Annotated in this window: 16 protein-coding genes; 8 read left to right on the forward strand and 8 right to left on the reverse strand. The window is 70.3% G+C overall.

The features are described from left to right. Positions 1-86: 86 nt before the first annotated feature. The 8 genes from ABNQ39_RS21890 to ABNQ39_RS21925 all read right to left on the reverse strand — a co-directional run bounded on the left by ABNQ39_RS21890 (position 87) and on the right by ABNQ39_RS21925 (position 11326). Positions 87-1442 (reverse strand): extracellular solute-binding protein, encoded by a 1356-nt coding sequence (locus ABNQ39_RS21890; protein ID WP_376960490.1) that lies wholly within the window; start codon positions 1440-1442, stop codon positions 87-89. A gap of 163 nt (positions 1443-1605) precedes the next feature. Beyond that, positions 1606-2952: a sigma-54-dependent transcriptional regulator gene (locus ABNQ39_RS21895; protein ID WP_376960492.1), complete on the reverse strand. Its 1347-nt coding sequence runs from the start codon at positions 2950-2952 to the stop codon at positions 1606-1608. Positions 2953-2963: 11 nt separating this feature from the next. Further along, positions 2964-5471 carry an ATP-binding protein gene (locus tag ABNQ39_RS21900; protein ID WP_376960494.1) on the reverse strand — a complete coding sequence of 836 codons (2508 nt, stop codon included), beginning with the start codon at positions 5469-5471 and terminating at the stop codon, positions 2964-2966. After that, positions 5468-6895: an ABC transporter substrate-binding protein gene (locus ABNQ39_RS21905; protein WP_376960496.1), complete on the reverse strand. Its 1428-nt coding sequence runs from the start codon at positions 6893-6895 to the stop codon at positions 5468-5470. Before ABNQ39_RS21905 ends, ABNQ39_RS21900 begins: the two co-directional genes overlap by 4 nt. 94 nt (positions 6896-6989) lie before the next feature. Continuing rightward, positions 6990-7490 (reverse strand): thioesterase family protein, encoded by a 501-nt coding sequence (locus tag ABNQ39_RS21910; RefSeq protein WP_376960498.1) that lies wholly within the window; start codon positions 7488-7490, stop codon positions 6990-6992. Beyond that, positions 7487-9007: a malonate--CoA ligase gene (locus ABNQ39_RS21915; RefSeq protein ID WP_376960500.1), complete on the reverse strand. Its 1521-nt coding sequence runs from the start codon at positions 9005-9007 to the stop codon at positions 7487-7489. The genes ABNQ39_RS21910 and ABNQ39_RS21915 overlap by 4 nt, the downstream gene beginning before the upstream one ends. Positions 9008-9077: 70 nt before the next feature. After that, positions 9078-9989, reverse strand: coding sequence for a LysR family transcriptional regulator (locus ABNQ39_RS21920; RefSeq protein ID WP_376960502.1), 912 nt, complete (start codon positions 9987-9989; stop codon positions 9078-9080). 134 nt (positions 9990-10123) lie between these two features. Further along, the gene (locus tag ABNQ39_RS21925; RefSeq protein WP_376960504.1) at positions 10124-11326 is read right to left on the reverse strand and encodes a CaiB/BaiF CoA transferase family protein; all 1203 of its coding nucleotides are present in this window, start codon (positions 11324-11326) and stop codon (positions 10124-10126) included. 430 nt (positions 11327-11756) lie between these two features. Between ABNQ39_RS21925 and ABNQ39_RS21930 the strand changes: the two genes are divergently transcribed. The 8 genes from ABNQ39_RS21930 to ABNQ39_RS21965 all read left to right on the forward strand — a co-directional run bounded on the left by ABNQ39_RS21930 (position 11757) and on the right by ABNQ39_RS21965 (position 19502). Continuing rightward, positions 11757-12926, forward strand: coding sequence for a thiolase C-terminal domain-containing protein (locus ABNQ39_RS21930; RefSeq protein ID WP_376960506.1), 1170 nt, complete (start codon positions 11757-11759; stop codon positions 12924-12926). An 8-nt stretch (positions 12927-12934) separates the two neighbouring features. Next, a complete protein-coding gene (locus tag ABNQ39_RS21935; RefSeq protein WP_376960508.1) occupies positions 12935-13351 on the forward strand; it encodes a Zn-ribbon domain-containing OB-fold protein in 417 nt (138 codons plus the stop codon). Continuing rightward, on the forward strand, positions 13348-13809 hold the full coding sequence (locus tag ABNQ39_RS21940; RefSeq protein WP_376960510.1) for a MaoC family dehydratase: 462 nt from the start codon (positions 13348-13350) through the stop codon (positions 13807-13809). The genes ABNQ39_RS21935 and ABNQ39_RS21940 overlap by 4 nt, the downstream gene beginning before the upstream one ends. Then, the gene (locus ABNQ39_RS21945; protein ID WP_376960512.1) at positions 13806-14564 is read left to right on the forward strand and encodes an SDR family oxidoreductase; all 759 of its coding nucleotides are present in this window, start codon (positions 13806-13808) and stop codon (positions 14562-14564) included. The genes ABNQ39_RS21940 and ABNQ39_RS21945 overlap by 4 nt, the downstream gene beginning before the upstream one ends. 60 nt (positions 14565-14624) lie before the next feature. After that, the gene (locus ABNQ39_RS21950) at positions 14625-15680 is read left to right on the forward strand and encodes an extracellular solute-binding protein (protein ID WP_376960514.1); all 1056 of its coding nucleotides are present in this window, start codon (positions 14625-14627) and stop codon (positions 15678-15680) included. 117 nt (positions 15681-15797) lie between these two features. After that, on the forward strand, positions 15798-17564 hold the full coding sequence (locus tag ABNQ39_RS21955; protein WP_376960516.1) for an ABC transporter permease: 1767 nt from the start codon (positions 15798-15800) through the stop codon (positions 17562-17564). Further along, on the forward strand, positions 17561-18628 hold the full coding sequence (locus ABNQ39_RS21960; protein ID WP_376960518.1) for an ABC transporter ATP-binding protein: 1068 nt from the start codon (positions 17561-17563) through the stop codon (positions 18626-18628). The genes ABNQ39_RS21955 and ABNQ39_RS21960 overlap by 4 nt, the downstream gene beginning before the upstream one ends. Before the next feature lie 25 nt (positions 18629-18653). Then, positions 18654-19502: an enoyl-CoA hydratase gene (locus ABNQ39_RS21965; RefSeq protein ID WP_376960520.1), complete on the forward strand. Its 849-nt coding sequence runs from the start codon at positions 18654-18656 to the stop codon at positions 19500-19502. The last annotated feature ends 20 nt before the right edge of the window (positions 19503-19522 follow it).

Here is a 19522-nt window from a genome sequence, read left to right on the forward strand (position 1 = left end):
GGAAAGGCCTGTCGGCTGAGGAGAAAGGAGGGGACGCTCCTGGAGCGCCCCCCTAGGCTGACGCAACCAGCGTCAGCGCAACGGCATCAACGCGCCAGGGCAGCCGCCTCGTCGGCCTTCTTGCGGGCGTTGGCGTAGTTCTCCTTGGCGAAGGCGGCCCACTTCTGCTCGACCTGCGCCTGGCGCTCCGGCACCGCGTCCTTGGCCGACTTGCGCTCCACCGTGAAGGCGCCGGCCAGTTGCGGGTCGGCGGCCTGCTCCGCCGTCACCGGCATGGCGGCGACGAGGTCGCGCGCCTCGGCCAGCAGGGCCTTGGCCTTGTCGTTCGGCTTCTTGGCAAGCGCCGCCTCGGCCTTGTGGATGGCCTGGGTCGCCGCCTTGAGGTCGTCGAGCTGGAAGGTGACGAGCTGGTCGAACAGCGCGTCCACCACGTTGTAGCGGGCCTGCGAGACGTTGACGTCGAAGTTCACCTGCGCGCCCAGCGACTTGTCCTTGAACGGGTTGGGATAGCCGGCGGGCGCCTTCTCGTAGGTGACCGGGTTGACCGGCAGGCGGCGGATCGCCGGTTCCAGCAGGACCTCCTGCCCCTTGGGCGACAGCAGGAAATCGACGAAGCCCTCGGCGGCGGCCTTGTTGGGGGCGTTCTTCACGACGGCGACATTGGCCGGAACGATGGTGGTGACGGTCGGGTAGACGAACTCCACCGGGAAGCCCGACGCCTGCGACGACAGTGCGAAGAAATCGATGACGATGCCGACGCCGAAGGCGCCGGAATTCACACCGTCCGGCACGCCGAAGCTGCGCTCGGTGATGGTGCGGTAGTTGCCGGCCATCTCCTTGTTGGTGCGCCAGCCCTTTTCCCAGCCCTCGCCCTGGAGGATCGTCTCGATGGTCAGGTGCGTCGTGCCGGAGCGCGACGGGGCGGAGATCGCGACATGGTCGTAATAGGCCGGCTTGGTCAGGTCGGCCCATTCCTTGGGGATCGGCAGGTCGTTGGCCTTCATGTAGCGGCTGTTCCACATGATGCCGTAGCCGGACGCGGCGAAGCCGGCATACATCCCCTCGGGATCGTTGACCGGATAGGCGCCGACCTTCTCGGGAATGCCCTCCACCTTGGGCTTGTAGGGCTGGAGCAGCCCGGCGCCCTTCAGCACCTCGAAGGCGTCGGGGGCCGACGCCCAGAACAGGTCGACGCCGTTGTTGGACGCGGTTTCCTGGAGATACTTCACGCCCGCGTTGGTGTTGCGGTTCAGGATCTCGACCGTGACCTTGGGGTTGGCCTTCTGGTAGGCCTGCTGGAAGGCGGTCGTCATGTCCTTGGGGAAAGAGGTGACGATGACGAGCTTGCCGCTGGCATCCTGCGCAAAGGCGGCGGTGCCGGACAGCAGCAGGACGGCCAGGGCGGCGGCGGCATTGCACAGGTTGAGCGAGGTGCGAAGCATGGGTGTTGTCCCTCCCTTGATGTCTTATGCTCGCTCATTCAGCAATCCGCATGCCAGACGGTCAGCCCTTGCACGCTCTGGCTTTGCGCAACATCGATGGGTCAGGACGGGAACATCGCCCGGCTTTCCTGGGTAATGCGGGGAACATCCCAGCCCCCGCTTTTCACTCCTCCGCGAAATCGTCCCGGCTCAGGCCATGGTGGCGCATCTTCAGGTACAGGGTCTTGCGGGTGATCCCCAGCCGCTCCGCCGTCTCGCCGACCCGGCCGCCGCAGCGGGCCAGCGCGTCCTCGATCAGCTGCTTCTCGACGCGGTCGAGCCGGTCGGCCAGCGGCTCGATCTCCACCGATCCAACCGTGGCGGCGGAAGCGCCGACCGCTCCCAGCCCGTCGCCCAGCCCGAGCGCCACCCGCTCGGCGACGTTGCGCAGCTCGCGAACATTGCCGGGCCAGCCATGGGCGGCGAGGCGCGCCAGCAGGGCGGGGTCGAGCGGCGGCGGCGTCCGCCGCGACCGCGCCAGGGCCGCGTCGAGGAAATGGCGGAACAGCAGCCCCACGTCGCCGCGCCGTTCGCGCAGGGGCGGCAGCGGCACGGTGACGACGTTCAGGCGGTAATAGAGATCCTCGCGGAACTTCCCCTCCGCCGCCAGCCGCAGCAGATCCACCTTGGTCGCCGCCACCACCCGCAGATCCAGCGGGATCGTCCGGTTGCCGCCGATCCGCTCGATCGCCCGCTCCTGCAACACGCGCAGCAGCTTGACCTGGAGATGCATCGGCATGCTCTCGATCTCGTCGAGGAACAGGGTGCCGCCGGCCGCATATTCCAGCTTGCCGATGCGCCGCGCCTGCGCCCCGGTGAAGGCGCCCGGCTCGTGGCCGAACAGCTCGCTCTCGATGATGGTGTCGGGCATGGCGCCGCAGTTCAGCGCCACGAAATTGCCGGCGCGCCGCCGCCCACCCTCGTGCAGGCTGCGAGCGACCAGCTCCTTCCCCGTCCCGGTCTCGCCGAACAGCAGCACGTCGACCTCGGCGTCGGCGAGGTTCGCAACGGCAGCCCGCAGATGCTCGATGGCCGGTGAACGGCCGATGATCCGCCCCTCCGGCCCGCCTTCCGCCAGCTGCGCCCGCAGGCGGCGGTTCTCCAGCACCAGCCCGCGATGGGCGAGCGCACGCCGCACCACCTCGACCAGATGGTCGGGCTCGGCCGGCTTCTCGATGAAATCGTAGGCGCCCTCGCGGACCGCCCGCATCGCCATGGCGATGTCGCCATGGCCGGTGACCAGCACCACCGGCACCTCGGCGTCCGCCGCGCGCACCCGCTCCAGCAGGGCGAAACCGTCCATCCCCGGCATGCGCACGTCGGTCACCACCACGCCGGGCCAGGAGGCGCCGAGCCGGGCCAGCCCGGCCTCCGGCTCCGTCACCGCCTCGACGGCGAAGCCCTCCAGCTCCAGCGTCTGGCGGCTGGAATCGAGCACTTCCGGATCGTCGTCGATCAGCAGGACAGTCATAGGTAAGACTTTCACGCGCGGGTCAAGGTGAGGACGAAGGCGGTTCCATCGGGGCCGCTCTCGGCCACCGACAGCACGCCGCCGAAGTCGCGGACGATGTTGTAGGAGATCGACAGGCCGAGACCCAGCCCCGTCCCCACCGGCTTGGTGGTGAAGAAGGGGTCGAAGATCTGGGCGACCGGATCGGCGGCGATGCCGGACCCGCTGTCGCGCACCTCGATGCGGACGGCGGCGCCCTCCTCCCCATCCTCCACGATTTCGGCGCGGATCAGGATGCGGCGGACCGGCGCGCCGGCCACGGCGTCCAGCGCGTTGCTCAGCAGATTGACCAGCACCTGCTCCAGCCGCACCTCCTCGGCGCGGACCCGCAAGGGCGTGCCGGAGGCGGGGTCGGCATCCGGCAGCGCCAGCTCGACCGCGACCGCCTCCTCGCGCAGGCGGTTGCCGAACAGCGACAAAGCGCCCTGGATCACCGGCGCCAGCTCCACCGCACCCAGCCGGCTGTCGGGACGGCGGGCGAAACGCTTCAGATGGTTGGTGATGTTCGCCATGCGGGCCGTCAGGTCGGCGATCTTGCCGAGATTGCCCTCGGCCTCCTCCACCCGGCCCAAACCGATCAGCTTGCGGCCGTTGTGGGCGTAGGACCGGATGGCGGCCAGCGGCTGGTTCAGCTCGTGCCCGACCCCGGCGGCGAGCTGGCCGAGCGCCGCCAGCTTGCCGGCCTGCACCAGCTCCGCCTGCGCCTCGCGCAGCTCGCGTTCGGTGCGCTGGTGTTCGGCGATGGCGCGCTCCAGCCGGTCGTTGGTGGCGCGCAGGTCGGTGGTGCGCTCCTGCACCGTGCGCTCCAGCACATGCTGGGCCTCCAGCCGCTCGGTCATGTCGGTGAGGGTGACGATGAAGCGCTGCCGCTGGCGCCGCCAGAAGGGACGGACGCCGACCTGCACCGGAACCGCGCCGCCGTCCGGCCGGCGCCCGGTCGCCAGGATGGACAGGGTGGGCGCCGGACCGTCGCTCCCGCCGGGCATCTGGGCGACCGGCACCTGGGCGAAGAAGGCCGCGACGCGGGCGGCGGCCTCCGCGTCCAGACGGTCGGCGAGACGCCCGGCGTCCCCCTCGCCCTCCCCCGTCCCGTCCCGGCCGTCGGGCGGCGCGATCAGCGCGGCGGCGAGCGGGTTGACGAACTCGATCACGCCCTGCGCGTCGGTGATCGCCAGCCCGGCCTGGGCATTGTCGATGATCGCCTGGGCGTTCGCCTCCTCCACCGCGATGGCGGTGTCGCGGAAGACCAGCAGCGCCGCCGCCATGTCCGACAGCTCGTCGCCGCCGCCGAGCGGAATGTCGGCCTTGAGGTCGCCGGCGGCGATGGCGCGGGCGGCATCGCCCAGCCGGGTCAGTCGGGAGATCAGGTTGCGGTTGACGTAGAGCCAGGCCACCAGCACCGCCACCAGCAGGCTGACCAGCGCACTCGCCAGCAGGGCGGAGCGGCCGAACGCCACCGCCCCGGCGGAGCGCGCGGCGGCGGCACGGGAATCCTGCTCCACCGCCTGGACCTGCCGGGCGATCAGCCCGTTCAGCCGGGCGACGATGTCGCGGTTCTCCGCCAGCAGGGCCTGTCCGCGCGCCGCCGTCTCCAGCTCCTCCCGGCGCAGCGCCGGCACGCTGCCGTCGGCCCCGCGCGCGAGGTCGAGAAGCTGGCCCACCAGTTGGCGCAGCGAGACGCCGTCCGCCCAGCCGGTCAGCGCCGTTAGGTCGCGTTGCAGCCGGTCGGCGGTCTCGTCCAGGAAGCCGGCATTGTCGTCGAGCAGCTCCGCCGTGGCGAGCGTCGCCGCCCTAGCGACCAGCCCGACCGCAAGGTTTCCGTTGGCGCCGATCTGCAACAGCGCCTCGCTGCGCCGGTTCTCCTCGCGCAGGATGCGGACGGCATCGGCCGACGGCTTCCCGCTCTCCACCGTGGCAAGCGCGCTCTGGATGTTGAAGCGGGCGTCGGCGACCAGCGGATCGATCTCGTCGAGGAAATCGGCATGCAGCCAGCGCAGCCGCTCGATGGCCTCCTGGTTTCGGCGGGCGAGCGCCAGCCGCTGGCGCACCGTGCCGTCCAGCGCCGCCAGATTGCGGCCCAGCGAGTCCACCACCGGGCGCAGGCCGGGAACGCCGCCTTCGATGGCGCCGGTCAGCGCCCTCAGGGTGGTCAGGCGGCGGCCGAGCGCGTCCCGGATCGCGTCCATCTCGTCCTCGGTGCGGCTGCCGGCCAGGATGGGGGCGGTGGCGATGATGGCGCCGCCCTCCTCCGCCAGCTTGGCGGCGACGCCCAAGGCCGGCAGGTGGCTTTCGGCGAACTCGTCCAGCGTGCCGCCCAGCCGGTCGTAGGACAGCCAGCCGAGCGCACAGGCCACCACCGACAGGGTGGCGACCGCGACGAAGGCCAGGAACAGCCGGGCCCGGATGCCGAAGCGCGGCCTGCCCGTGCCGTTGCCCGGCCCTGCTGCCAAGGTGCCGGAAGGTGTCGCCAGCGCGCTCACGGCCAGACCCCTTCGCCGGCCGCGGCGCGCAGGATCACCAGCGCGCGCTCGGCCGCCGACAGCGCCGTTTCCAGCCGGTCCTGCGAGAAGGCGCGCCATTCCTCCTCCAGCTCGCCCTGCCGGGCGGACACCGGCATGCCGCGCGCCGGCCGGCGCAGGGCGGTGGAGAAGGCCGGGTCGATGGCCTGGGCGGCGTCGACCGGAACCGCCGTCGCCGCCTCGCGGGCCGTGCGCAGCAGGTCGCGCGCGGTCGGATCGGGCGTGGCCGCGAGACGGCTCTCGCCCTGATGGATCAGGTGCCAGACGCGGTTGAGCGTCTTCACGCGGAAGGTGATCAGCTCGTCGAACAGCAGATTGACCAGCTCATAGCGGCGGCCGGATAAAGCGCGGTCGAAGAGGAACAGGTCGTCGCCGGTCTCCCCCGCATACGGGGCCGGATAGCCGGCGGGTGCCGCGGCGTAGGCGTCGGGCCGCACCGGCAGGCGCCCGATGTCGGGGCGCAGCATCAGGGCCTGCCCGGCCGGCGACAGCAGGAAATCGATGAACAGGTTCGCGCCGGCCGGATTGGGGGCGGTGCGCAGGATCGCCACGCTGGCCGGCAGGAACACGCTGTCGGCCGGATAGGCAAAGCGCAGATTGCCGTTGTCCGGCGTCCGGCCTCCCATCTCCCCGCCCTCGCGCGGCCCGGACTCCGGCCTCGTCCCCTGCCCCAGGAAATCGATGGCGAGCCCGATGCCGAAGCGCCCCTTGCCGACGCCCTCCACCACGCCATAGCTGCGCGCCGTCACGGTCGCCAGATTGCCGGCGATCTCCAGCCAGGTCGCCCAGCCGCGCTCCCAGCCATGGAGTTGCAGCACCGTCTCCACCATCAGATGCATGGTGCCGGAACGCGACGGCGAGGTGATGCCGAGATGCCGGGCATAGCCGGGCCGGCGCAGATCCTCCCAGCGGCGCGGCGCGGCGAGGCCATGGCGGTCCAGATAGGACTGGTCCCAGATCAGCCCGTATCCCGACAGCGCGAAGCCGAGGTACAGGCCGTCGGGGTCGTCGATGGGCTGGTTGCCGACGGTCGCCGGGGCGCCGGTCTTACGCGGCGTCACCGGCGCCAGCAGTCTGGCGGCCTTCAGCACCTCGAAGGCATCGGGAGCAGATGCCCAGAAGAGGTCGACGTCCTTCGCCACGCGATCCTGCAACTGGGTGATCGCCGCGGTCGTCTTGGTGTTGATCACATGCAGGCGCCGGTCGGGATAAGCCTGCTCGAACGCGTCGCGCACCGGCTCGTAGAAGGCGGCGGGAAAGGAGGTCAGGACGGTGATCGCCTCCGCACCGCCCGGCAGCTCCTGGCCGGAAGCCCCGGCACCCGGCAGCAGCAGGACCATGCCCGCCACCGTCCGCACCACCCAAACGCCAAGACGACCGACCATACTGCGCCCACCGACAACGACTTCCCAATGCGGGACAGCTTGCATGCGGCAGTATTGTTTTGATAGCCAGCAAATTTCCTGCCGGAGTCCGGTCTCAGCCCTGGCAGGTCAGCCGGCGCCGGTGACCGGCCGGCAGCGGCAGTGCGCCATGGACAGCCGCCAGATCACGCAGCCGCTCCGCCACCGGCGGTTCGAACGGGACGACCCGCCGCGTCGTCAGGTCGGCGTGGACGGACAGCTGCTCCATCGTCGCGGCGAGCGTGCCGTCGTCGGCGCGGCGCAGCTCCATCAGGCTGACAATCCGCTTGGCGTCGGCCTCCAGCAGCCGCAGCGCCAGCATCAGCGGCGTGCCGGCCGTCAGCTCCCGCTTGTAGCTGACCGCGACATCGACCACGAACAGCCCCTTCCGGGTCTCGCCGGTATAGGTCTCCCCCAAGCCCCAGCGCTCTTGCAGGGCATAGCCGACCTCGTCGAACAGGGCGACATAGCGCGCCATGTTCATATGGCCGTAGAGGTCGATCCACTCCTCCGCGACCCGCAACGATCCGGAGGTCAGGATTTCGGTGGGCAGCGGCGGCAGGGCGGCGCCGCTCATCCGAACACCCCCGCGTGGGTATCGCGAAGCTGCGCCTTCTGCACCTTGCCCATGCTGTTGCGCGGCAGCTCGTCCACCACCACCACGCGCTTGGGCTGCTTGTAGCGGGCAAGCCGGTCCTTCAGGGCGGCGGCGACGGTGGCCTCGGTGACCGGTGCGGTGCCGTCCGCAACCACGATGGCGACGACGGCCTCGCCGAAATCGGGATGGGGGATGCCGATCACGGCGCTTTCCAGCACGCCGGGCAGCTCGTCGATCTCGCCCTCGACCTCCTTGGGATAGACGTTGAAGCCGCCGCTGATGATCAGATCCTTGCCGCGCCCGACGATGTGGACATAGCCCCGCCCGTCGACACGGCCGAGGTCGCCGGTGATGAAGAAGCCGTCCGGCCGGAACTCCGCCGCCGTCTTTTCCGGCATGCGCCAGTAGCCCTTGAAGACGTTGGGGCCGCGCACCTCGATGGCGCCGATGGCGTCATCCGTCAGCGGCACGCCGGTCACCGGGTCGGCGATGCGCAGCTCGACGCCCGGCAGCGGGAAGCCGACGGTGCCGGCCACGCGGTCGCCATCATAGGGGTTGGAGGTCAGCATGCCGGTCTCGGTCATGCCGTAGCGCTCCAGGATGCGGTGGCCGGTGCGTTCCTCCCAGGCGCGATGGGTCTCCGCCAGCAGCGGGGCGGAGCCGGAAACGAACAGCCGGATCGACCGGCAGGCCTCAGACGTCAGCCCCTCCTGGCCGAGCAGACGGGTGTAGAAGGTCGGCACCCCCATCATCACCGTGGCGGCCGGCAGCCGGGCCAGCACGTCGGCCGGGTCGAAGCGCGGCAACAGAACCATCGAGGCGCCGGACAGCAGCACGAGGTTGCAGGCGACGAACAGCCCGTGGGTGTGGAAGATCGGCAGGGCGTGCAGCAGCACGTCGTCCGGCCCGAAGCGCCATTCCGACTGGAGCACCCGCGCGTTGGACAGCAGGTTCTCCTGCGTCAGCATCGCCCCCTTCGACCGTCCGGTGGTGCCCGAGGTGTAGAGGATGGCGGCCAGATCGTCGGGCCCGCGCGCGACGGTGGCGAATTCCTCCGGCTGTCCGGCCGCCGCCTCGGTCAGGCTGCCCTGCCCGCGCGCGTCCAGCGTGCGCACCGCGACGGCCCCGGCCAGCGCCGTGGTGGCGTCGAGACGCGCCGGATCGCAGACCACCAGGGCCGGTTCGGCGTCGCCGACGAAATAGCTCAGCTCCGCCGGGGTGTAGGCGGTGTTCAGCGGCAGATAGACCATCCCGGCCCGCAGGCAGGCGAGGTAGAGCACCAGCGCCTCGACCGACTTCTCGACCTGCACGGCGACGCGGTCGCCGGGACGCACGCCGGCGGCGACCAGCGCGTTCGCCATGCGGCCGGTGGCGGCGCGCAGATCGCCACGGGTGAGGCGCCCGCCGTCCGCGGTCTCGATGGCAAGGCGGGCCGGGTCGGTGGCCGGGTTCAGCAGATGGTCGAACAGGGAGTGGTTGGGCAGAGTGTGGGACATGGTCGGGTTCCGCGATGGCCGGGAGCCGGACGGCGCCGCCCCGGATGGTGAAATTCAGGAGATCGGCCTATCAGGAGGTCGACGGGGCCTCCGATGGAGGGAAAACGTCGCGCAGCCATTGCCGGATCGCGGCGATGACCGGCGTGTTCCATTTCTGCGCCGGGGCGATGAGGTAATAGCCGCCGATGGTGACGTCGCTGCGCACCATCTCCACCAGCTCGCCGCTGGCGAGATTGTCGATGACCAGCAGGTCGCTGACCAGCGCCACCCCGCGCCCGAGCCGGGCGGCCTCGATGGTCAGATGGGCCTGCCACAGGCGCGGACCGCGCAGCCGCGGCAGGTCGCCGACACCGGCCTCCTCCAGCCACGCCTCCCACATGCCGGTGGACTGCTCGTGGATCAGCGGCAGCCCGACCAGATCGGCGGCGGTCCGCACGTCGGGATAGCGCGCCTTGAACTCCGGGCTGGCGATGGCGAGGATGCGCGGCTTGGCGAACATCTCGGCGCGCAGCCCCTCGGCGACGGCGGCGGCGCCATCCTCCAGATACATGATCTCGACATCGGCCTCGCCGCGGCTGAAATCGGGCCGGGCGGAGGTCGGTTGCAGGATCACCTCGCGCCCGTCCATCGCCACTTCCAAATCCGGCAGCCGGCCGAGCAGGCGGCGCGAGGCCAGACCGGCGAGGCAGCAGATGTGCACCGCCTCGATCCCGCCGTTGCGCAGCTCGTTGCTGGCGTCGGCGATCAGATCGAAGGCGCGGTGCATCTGGGCGGCGAAGCGGGTGCCCTCGCGGGTCAGGGACAGGCCCCGCCCCGACTTGGTCACCAGCTTGACGCCGACGGACTGTTCCAGGTTCTGGATGTGGCGGGACACCACGGTGTGCGACACCGCCAGCTCGTCGGCGGCGGCGCGCACGGTGCCCAGCCGGGCGAAGACGTCGAAGGCGCGAAGCGCGAGGAGCGGAGGAAGGCGGCGCGCCATGCGGGGCTGGGTCATCGGTGCGGAAGGCGGGGCGGTGTGCAACGGGGCGGATCCGATGCCATCATGAAGCATTTTCGCCAGCACCGCACGCGCCCCGTTTCCGCCCCCCTCCTTCGGCATCCGCCCGTCCATCCTCACACCACCGCGGCGGTGCGCAGCGCCTCGATATCGGCGGCGGCGAAGCCCAGCTCGGCCAGGATGGCGTCGGTGTGCTCGCCCAGCCGCGGCGCCGGGGCCTCGGCCGCCAGCGGAGCGCCCTGCATGTGGATCGGCACGGCGGCGAAGCGCTTGCCGGAGTTCGGCGGCACCTCCACCACCATGCCGCGGTGGACCACCTGCGGATCGACCAGCGCGTCGGCCACGCTGTTGATCGGGCTGGACGGCACGTCCGCCGCCTCCAGCCGCTCCAGCCACTCGTCGCGGGTGCGGCCGGCAAAGACCGGAATCAGCAGCGGCTCAAGCTCGGCATGGTGGGCGTTGCGCAGGGAGCCGGTGAGGAAGCGCGGGTCGGCGAGCAGATGGCGCAGCCCCATGGCGCCGACCAGCCGTTCCCACTGCTCGTTGGTGTCGACGCAGACGGCGATGGGCTTGTCGGCGGTGGGGAAGGACTGGAAGGGGGCGATCAGCGGATGGCGGCTGCCCAGCGCCCGCGGCACGTCGCCGGCATTCAGATAGCGGGCGATGGCGTTCTCCATCAGCGCCAGCTGGCAATCCAGCATCGCCACGTCGATGAAGCTGCCCTCCCCGGTGGCGGCCCGCTTCTGCAAGGCCGACAGGATGCCGATGGTGGCGAACAGGCTCGACCCGATGTCGCCGATGGAGGCGCCGACGCGGGCCGGTTGGCCGCCGGGCTCGCCGGTGATGCTCATCATGCCGGACATCGCCTGGGCCACCACGTCGAAGCAGGGCCGGTGGCGGTAGGGTCCGTCCTGCCCGAAGCCGGAGATCGAGGCGTAAACCAGCTTCGGGTTGACCGGCTTCAGGTCGTCGTAGCCCAGCCCCAGCCGGTCCATCGTGCCGGCCCGGTTGTTCTCCACCAGCACGTCGCTGGTGGCGACGATGCGCTTGAAGATCTCCTTTCCCTTCTCCTCCTTCAAGTTGAGCGTAAGGCTCCGCTTGTTGCGGTTGACGCTCATGAAGTAAATGCTCTCGTCGTCGCTGAAGGGGGCGATGACGCGGGTGAAATCGCCCTTGCCCGGACGCTCGATCTTGATGACGTCGGCGCCCAGCGCGCCGAGCAGCCAGGTGCTGTAGGGGCCGGCCAACATGTGGGTGAGATCGACAACGCGCACGCCGGCCAGCGGGCCGTCCCGGCGTTGGGTTTCCGTGTTGGTCATGAGCGGTCCTTCGGGGCTGCCGGGCACCGGTGGTCCGGGCCGGAGATGGCCGCGCCGCAAGGCGCCGACCGGAGTTTGGACGGGAAAGGCATGCCCAAAGGCTTGCGCCGCGGCGCTCCGAAAACAATCGCTTAGTTTGGCCCAATCCGGTGCAGCAAACGCACCGGACGACCGCCGGTCATTGGTGCGCTCCATGCACCGGAGCGCACACTTTTTTCTGCTTGTGACACGGAGGGTGTCCGGTATTCTCGATCTTGCCGGCAGCGCACCGGCGGCGATCGAGTTCTATGATGGACGCCGGGACATCTTCGCGTTCCCCGTGCCGCCCCGTCGCCCTGTCTTCCAATACTTGTTCGATGGACCCTCTTTGCACGCCGACGCCCCACCGTCGGCGCCAGGGCTCCTGCAACCGTGAAAGGACGACCAGCGCGTGAAGCAGCTTTCGGGCAAGACCGCCATCGTCGGCGCCTATGAGTCCCCCCGCCGGGATGCGCCGCGCGTCCATCCCTTCGCCCTCCAGATGGAGTGCATCCTGGGCGCGCTCGACGATTCCGGGCTGACGCTGACGGATGTGGACGGGCTCTGCGCGGCGTCCGGCGACTGGGCCGAGGGCGGCGGCACGATGGACGTCATCGAGCTGGCCGAGTATATCGGCATCCAGCCGACCTATGTGAACAGCACCGACGTCGGCGGCTGCTCCTATATCCTCCAGGCCGGTCAGGCCGCCGCCGCCATCGCCATGGGCTTGGCCGAGGTGGTGGTCATCAGCTATGCCGCCTGCCCGCGCTGGTGGCCGCTCTCCACCCCGTCCTTCGATCCCTTCGTCTTCCCGGCCGGGCCAGGCCAGTACGAGATCCCCTATGCGCCGACGCTGATCTCGACCTACGGTCTGTTCGCCCGCCGCCACATGGATCTTTATGGCACGACGCCGGAGCAGCTGGCCCAGGTCGCCGTCACCTTCCGCGGCCACGCCGCCGCCAACCCACAGGCCCGGCTGCGCAAGCCGATCACGGTGGACGACGTGCTGGCCTCGCCGATGATCGCCTCGCCACTGCACCGGCTGGACTGCTGCGTCGTCACCGACGGCGGCGGCGCGCTGGTGATGACAAGCCGCGAGCGGGCGCGCGATTTGAAACGCCGCCCGGTCTATCTCGCCGGCTATGGCGCCGCCGTCGCCCGGACCCAGAACAGCCAGATCCCCGACGACCTGTCCACCCCCGCCGCCCTGTCCGGCCCGCGCGCCTTCGCCATGGCCGGGATGACCCCCGCCGACATCGACGTGGCGCAGATCTACGACGCCTTCACCATCACGCCGATGCTGGCGCTGGAGGATCTGGGCTTCTGTGGACGCGGCGAGAGCGGCCCCTTCGTCGCGGCCGGCAATCTGTCGGCCGATGGCGGCAGCCTGCCGACCAACACCGACGGCGGCGGCCTCTCCTCTAACCATCCGGGCAAGCGCGGCATCTTCACCCTGATCGAGAGCGTCCGCCAGCTGCGCGGCGACGCGCCGAGCATCCAGGTGCCGGACGCCAAGGTCGCGCTGGCCCATGGCTTGGGCGGCACCTTCTGCTCCGCCGCCACCGCCATCCTCGCCGTTTAGGTGTCGCCATGACCGCAATGACCACGCTGCCGATCCCCGACGAGACCTCGGCCCCCTTCTGGGAAGCGGCGCGCGAGGGCCGCTTCCTGATTCAGCGCTGCCCGGAGACCGGGCTGTACCAGTGGTACCCGCGCGCCCACTCCATCCATGCGCCCCACGCCACCCCAGAGTGGGTCGAGGCGAGCGGGCGCGGCGAACTGCTCTCCTACTCCGTCGTCCATCGCGGCAACACGCGCGGCGATCCCTACACCTGCGCGCTGGTCCGGTTGGAGGAGGGCGTCACAATCTTCTCGCGGGTCGAGGGCATCGCCGAAGGGAGCTTGCGCGCCGGCCTGCCTCTGGCCGTCGCCTTCCATCGCCTGGACGAGACCATCAGCCTGCCGATTTTCCGGCCCCCCAGCACCGCAGGAGGGAGCGACGCATGACCGAGACCATCCATCTCGACGACATCGAACCGGGCGCCCGCGCGCTGTCCAGCCGCGTCACCGTGACCGAGGCGCACATCGTGTGGTTCGCCGGGCTGACCGGCGACTTCAACCCGCTGCACATGGACGCCGAGGCGGCCAGGGCGAACGGCTTCGGCCGCACCATCGCCCACGGCATGCTGACCCATTCGATGAGCACCGGACTGCGCTCCGCCATCGACGACTGGGCGATCCTGGCTTTCCTCGAGACCCGCCGCCGCTTCGTCGGCCCGGTCTTCGCCGGCGACACCATCCAGTACGAGGCCGAGGTGCTGGAGGTCCGCCCCAGCGCGTCGAAGCCCGACCGCGGCATCGTCCGCGTCGGCATCACCGTCCGCAACCAGAAAGGCGACACGGTGCAGGAGGGGGAGGACGTCTTCTCCATCGGACGCCAAGTCAAGGGGCAGGTGACGGCATGAGCAGGCAGGATCGTCTGAAGGGCCGCACGGCCTTCGTGACCGGCGGCGGCGGCGGCATCGGCCGCGCGGTGTGCGGGCGGCTGGCGGCCGAGGGCGCCGCCGTCATCGTCGCCGACATCGGGCTGGAACCGGCCGAACGGGTCGCCGCGGACTTGCGCGACGGCGGCGCCGACGCCTTCGCCGTACAGCTCGACGTGGCCGACCGGGCGAGCTGGGACGCCGCCGTCGCCGCCCTGCCCGAGCCGTTCCGCGCCGTCGACATCCTGGTCAACGTCGCCGGCATCGTCCGCGACCGCTCGCTCGTGAAGATGAGCGACGCGGACTGGAGCGCCGTCCTCGACGTCAACCTGCGCGGCACGTGGCTCGGCTGCCAGACCGCCTTCCGGCTGGTCGGCGACCGCGGCTGGGGCCGCATCGTCAACATCGCCTCCACCGCCATGCTCGGCACCTTCGGGCAGGCCAACTACTCGGCCTCCAAGGCCGGCGTGGTCGGGCTGACGCGGACGGCGGCGCTGGAAGGCGCCCGGCGCGGCATCCTGGTCAACGCCGTCGCCCCCGGCGTGGTCGAGACCAGCATCGTCGAAGGCGTGCCGGAGGCGATCCGCGCGCAATGGGTCGGCAAGACCCCCATCGGCCGCCTCGGCAAGCCGGAGGAGATCGCCGCCATCGTCGCCTTCCTGGCGTCGGACGATGCGTCCTACATCACCGGCCAGACCATCGTCGCCGACGGCGGCGCCACCACCGGCGACTACTGAGCACGAAAACCAACCAAGCCGAAAACGGCATCCTCGCAACACCGAACAGGGACGACGAACATGACGGACATCTCTCGCCGCGGGCTTTTGAAGACGGGTGGACTGGCCGGGGCGGCGCTGCTGTCCGGCGGCCTCGCCGGAACCGGCTTCGCCCGGCTGGCGGCCGCACAAGACGATCCGCTCTACGCCGCCGCCCGCAAGGAAGGCGCGCTGACGCTCTATTGGGGCTCCTACGAGCAGCAGACGATGGAGGCGATCCGCGACGCCTTCAAGGCGAAGTATCCGGGCATCGAGGTCCAGCTTCTCCGCCAGGCCTCGCAGACCGTCTACACCCGCCTGCGGCTGGAATTGCAGAACGGCGTCGCCGAGTGCGACTCCCTGGGCACCACCAACCTGCTGCACTACACCGAGCTGAAGAAGATCGGCGCGCTCGCCGCCTACGACCCGCCCGACGCGGCCATGCTGCCCACCGCCTTCAAGGGGCTGGACAAGGACGCCATGTACCATGTCGGCGCCATCAGCCTGACCAGCATCAACTACGCGCCGGGCAAGGTCTCCGCTCCGCCGACGAGCTGGATGGCGCTGCTGGAGGACCAGTGGAAGGGCAAGATCACCACCGGCAGCCCCGCCTTCTCCGGCGACGTGGCGAGCTGGGTGGTCGCCATCCGCCGCAAGTACGGCGACGACTATCTGCGCCGCTTCGGCCAGCAGAAGCCGAAGGTCGGCCAGTCCAACGTCGACACCGTCACCGACATCCTGGCCGGCGAGCGCGTGGTCGGGTCCGGCGCGCCCTTCAGCTACACGCTGACCCAGAAGGCGGCGGGCAACCCCATCGACGTCAGCGTGCCAACCGACGACGCCATCCTCAACCTCGGCCTGACCGGCATCCCGGTGAAGGCGCCCCACCCCAACGCCGCCCGGCTGTTCACCAACTTCCTCTATTCCAAGGAGGTCTCCGACATCCTGTCGAAGAACTACTGGCCGACGCTGCGCACCGACGTCGCCTGGGCCGAGGGCCGCTCGCTGGACCAGTTGAAATGGTACCGCAACAGCGGCGACGACCTCGCCGCCGAAGTGGCCGAGGGCATCGCCAAGTGGAAGGAGCTGGTGCGCTAGCCTCCCCGAAAGGTTCCAAATCCCGGACCGGCGGCGGTTGCCACCCGGCCGCAGGTTCGGGAACACTCCATCATGCTGGGCCGCAGGGCCCATCCCTGGCAACGGGAGGCGGACCCAATGGGGGTCATTTCAACCAGTTCCCGCGACGCCGAATCCCGTCCCGTCATGGCGCGGGTGCCGCTCGTCAAGGCGGCGGTCCTCGGCGCCGTCATCCTTCTCCTGGTGCTGCTGGTGGTCCAGCCCTTCGGCTGGGTGCTGTTCAACAGCCTGCACGACGACGCAACCGGCGCCTGGACCCTGAACAACTACGCGCGCGTCGTCCAGTCGGCCGAGCTGATCGAACCGCTGGTCAATTCCCTGATCCTGGCCGCCGCCACCGCGCTGATCGCGGTCGGCATCGGCGTGCCGCTGGCCTGGCTGGTGTCGCGCACCGACCTGCCGTTGCGGCGCACCATCCGCGTCCTGACGCTGACCGCCTTCGTCACCCCGTCCTTTATCGGCGCCACCGGCTGGATCCTGCTGGCCGCCCCCAACTCGGGCTGGCTCAACACGGCATGGCGCTGGCTGGCCGGCGAGGGCGCCGGGGCGCCGCTGAACATCTATTCGATGGCCGGCGCCATCTTCGTCTGCGGCATCTACACCGTCCCCTACAGCTTCACCATGGTGTCGAGCGCGCTCGACGAGATGGCGGTAGAGCTGGAGGACGCGGCGACGACGCTCGGCTGCGGGGTGCTGCGGACGATGGTCAGCATCACCATCCCGCTGGCCGCACCGGCGGTGATCGCCAGCTTCATCCTGTCCTTCATCCAGGGGCTGACGCTGTTCGGCGTCCCGGCCTTCCTGCTGACGCCGACCGGCATTCCGGTGGTCACCACCAAGCTGGCCGAGTTCTACCAGCTCTTCCCGCCGGAGATTTATCTGGCCGCCGCCTACTGCATGCCACTGCTGCTGGTCACCGGCGCCCTGTTCTGGATGCGCCGCCGCTATCTCGGCCGCAAGCAGTACGTCACCATCTCCGGCAAGACGCGCGCCGGGCGGCAGATCCGGCTCGGCGGCTGGCGCTGGCCCGCGCTGTTCCTCGCCCTGCTGGTGCCGCTGGTGTCGGTCTTCCTGCCCTACGCAGCATTGCTGATGGTGTCGCTGACCCGTGCCTGGGGCCAGGGTCTGAGCTGGGAGAACCTGTCGCTCTACTGGTACTGGTGGGCGATCTTCGGCAATTCGGAAACCCACACCGCCATTGTCAACTCGCTGGTCTATTCGACGCTGGGGGCGACTCTGTGCGTGGCGCTCGGCACGCTGGTCGCCTACATCGTCGAGCGGCGGCTGATGGTCGGCGCCTCCCTGCTCGGAGCGGTGGCGACGGTGCCCATCGTCATCCCCGGCATCGTCCTGTCGGTCGGCTTCTTCGCCGCCTACACCCGCGCCCCCCTCAACCTCTACGGCACGCCGCTGCTGCTGATCGCCGCCTTCGCCGCCACCTTCCTGCCCATCGCCTATTCCCATGGCGGGTCGATCCTGAAGGGCATCGGGCCGGAGCTGGAGCGCGCCGCCCGCAGCCTGGGCGCCGGCGAGGCGCGGACCTTCCTGTCGATCACCCTGCCGCTGATGGGCGGCGGGCTGGTGTCGGGCTGGTTCCTGGTCTTCATCCCGATCATCCGCGAGCTGTCGGTCGCCGTCTTCCTGATCACGCCGAAGACCAACGTGATGACCACGCTGATCTACAACGCGAAGGACGGCGGCAATTACGAAGCCGTCTGCGCGATGAGCGTCCTTCTCCTCCTGATCACGCTGTTCCTCGTGGCGGTGGCCCGCCCGCTCGCCGGGTTGACCGGCGCCCGGCGCACCTCCCGCAAGACCGCCACGGCGGCCGGAGTTCCCTCATGAGCGGCATCCGCATCACCAATCTGCGCAAGTCCTTCGGCAGCTACACCGCGCTGCACGGCATCGACCTCCAGGTTCCCAACGGCACGCTGCTGGCGCTGCTGGGACCGTCGGGCTGCGGGAAATCGACCACCCTGCAATTGCTGGCCGGCTTCGAAAGCCCGACCGAGGGCGAGATCTGGGCCGACGACGTGCTGCTCTCCTCGCCGCGCGGGGTGCTGCCGCCGGAGCGGCGCGGCATCTCGCTGGTCTTCCAGAACTACGCGGTCTGGCCGCACAAGACGGTGGCCGAAAATGTCGCCTTCGGGCTCAGCATCCGCCGCCTGCCCAAGGCCGAGATCGCCGAGCGGCTGACCCGCGCGCTGCGCACCGTCCGGCTGGAGGCCCTGCGCGACCGCTACCCGTCCGAGCTGTCGGGCGGCCAGCAGCAGCGCGTCGCGCTGGCCCGCGCGCTGGTGGTGGAGCCCTCCATCCTGCTGCTCGACGAGCCGCTGTCCAACCTCGACGCCCATCTGCGCGAGGAGATGCGCTTCGAGATCCGGCAGGTCCACGACCTCCTGGGCATCACCACCGTCTATGTCACCCACGACCAGTCGGAGGCGCTGGTCACCGCCGACCGCATCGCCGTGATGAAGGCGGGGGCGGTCCAGCAGTTCGGCACGCCCGAGGACGTGTTCGAGCGGCCGGCCAACGCCTTCGTCGCCCGCTTCATCGGCTCGAACAACGAGCTGCCCGGCACCGGCGAGGGCGAGGGCAGCATCCGCATCGGCGACCGTGTGCTGACCGCTCCCGACCGCAGCGGGGTGGCGCGCGGCGGTTCCGTCTCGCTCTGCGTGCGCCCCTCCAAGGTGCGGCTGGACGATGACGGCGGCCTGTCCTGCAACAGCCTGCCCGGCACGATCGTCCGCTCCGCCTATCTCGGCGAGCATCGCGACGTGCTGGTCGACATCGGCGAGGGGCGGACGATCCGCGCCTTCGTGCCGCCGGAGCGGCGTTACGGACCGGGAGCGGTGACGACGGTCCATCTCCCCATCGACGCCTGCCAGATCCTGGCCCCCTCCGCCTGACGGCCTTCCAAGGATATTCTAGATCATGACCGATCCGACAACCGGCGCCCCGATGACCGGCGCCCCGACGGGTGCCGCCCCCGAACCTGCCCCCGAAATCCTGACGGAGCGGCGCGGCGCGGTGGAATGGGTGATCTTCAACCGTCCGCGCGCCCGCAACGCCATGACCCCCTGGATGGAGGACCGGCTGATCGAGATCTGCCGGGCGGTCGATGCCGATCCCACGGTGAAGGCGCTTGCCCTGACCGGTGCGGCCGGCGACAAGCCGGCCTTCATGGCCGGGGCCGACCTGTCCTGCCTGCAAAGCGTCTCCTCGCCCGAGGATTTCACCATCCTGGAGACCCGCGCCGAGGCGGCGGCGATGGCCCTGGAGGCGGTGCGCGTGCCGACGGTCGCCGTTCTCTCGGGCCCATGCATCGGCGAGGGGGCGCTGCTGGCCTCCAGCTGCGACGTGCGCATCGCCTCGCCGTCGGTGCGCTTCGGCTTTCCCATCGCCCGTACGGTGGGGAACTGCCTGAGCGTCAAGAATCTGGCGAGGCTGTCGGCGCTGCTCGGCACCGCGCGGACGCGGGAGATGATCTTCAGCGCCCGCCTGCTGGGCGCGGCCGATCTGGCGGCGGCCGGGGCGGTGCGCACCGTCGTCGCCGGTGAGGATGAGCTGACCGCCCATGGGCAACAGGTGGCCGAGGAACTGGCCGCGCTGGCTCCCCTGACCCTTTGGGCGACGCGCGAGGGGCTGCGCCGGCTGCGCGACAACAGCCTGCCGCGCGACATCGACGGCGACCTGCTGCGCCGCTGCTACCTGTCGGCCGACTATCAGGAAGGCATCGCCGCGTTCCTGGAAAAGCGCCCCCCGGTCTGGAGCGGGAGCTGAGTGCAGCGCGGATTTGAAAA

It is taken from the genome of Azospirillum sp. A26 (genome assembly GCF_042604635.1).
Lineage (GTDB): Bacteria > Pseudomonadota > Alphaproteobacteria > Azospirillales > Azospirillaceae > Azospirillum > Azospirillum palustre.

Coding starts and splice junctions, on each gene's coding strand:
- ABNQ39_RS21890 (WP_376960490.1), bottom strand. CDS start 1,442: ATGCTTCGCACCTCGCTCAACCTGTGCAATGCCGCCGCCGCCCTGGCC.
- ABNQ39_RS21895 (WP_376960492.1), bottom strand. CDS start 2,952: ATGACTGTCCTGCTGATCGACGACGATCCGGAAGTGCTCGATTCCAGC.
- ABNQ39_RS21905 (WP_376960496.1), bottom strand. CDS start 6,895: ATGGTCGGTCGTCTTGGCGTTTGGGTGGTGCGGACGGTGGCGGGCATG.
- ABNQ39_RS21910 (WP_376960498.1), bottom strand. CDS start 7,490: ATGAGCGGCGCCGCCCTGCCGCCGCTGCCCACCGAAATCCTGACCTCC.
- ABNQ39_RS21915 (WP_376960500.1), bottom strand. CDS start 9,007: ATGTCCCACACTCTGCCCAACCACTCCCTGTTCGACCATCTGCTGAAC.
- ABNQ39_RS21920 (WP_376960502.1), bottom strand. CDS start 9,989: ATGGCGCGCCGCCTTCCTCCGCTCCTCGCGCTTCGCGCCTTCGACGTC.
- ABNQ39_RS21925 (WP_376960504.1), bottom strand. CDS start 11,326: ATGACCAACACGGAAACCCAACGCCGGGACGGCCCGCTGGCCGGCGTG.
- ABNQ39_RS21935 (WP_376960508.1), top strand. CDS start 12,935: ATGACCGCAATGACCACGCTGCCGATCCCCGACGAGACCTCGGCCCCC.
- ABNQ39_RS21940 (WP_376960510.1), top strand. CDS start 13,348: ATGACCGAGACCATCCATCTCGACGACATCGAACCGGGCGCCCGCGCG.
- ABNQ39_RS21945 (WP_376960512.1), top strand. CDS start 13,806: ATGAGCAGGCAGGATCGTCTGAAGGGCCGCACGGCCTTCGTGACCGGC.
- ABNQ39_RS21950 (WP_376960514.1), top strand. CDS start 14,625: ATGACGGACATCTCTCGCCGCGGGCTTTTGAAGACGGGTGGACTGGCC.
- ABNQ39_RS21955 (WP_376960516.1), top strand. CDS start 15,798: ATGGGGGTCATTTCAACCAGTTCCCGCGACGCCGAATCCCGTCCCGTC.
- ABNQ39_RS21960 (WP_376960518.1), top strand. CDS start 17,561: ATGAGCGGCATCCGCATCACCAATCTGCGCAAGTCCTTCGGCAGCTAC.
- ABNQ39_RS21965 (WP_376960520.1), top strand. CDS start 18,654: ATGACCGATCCGACAACCGGCGCCCCGATGACCGGCGCCCCGACGGGT.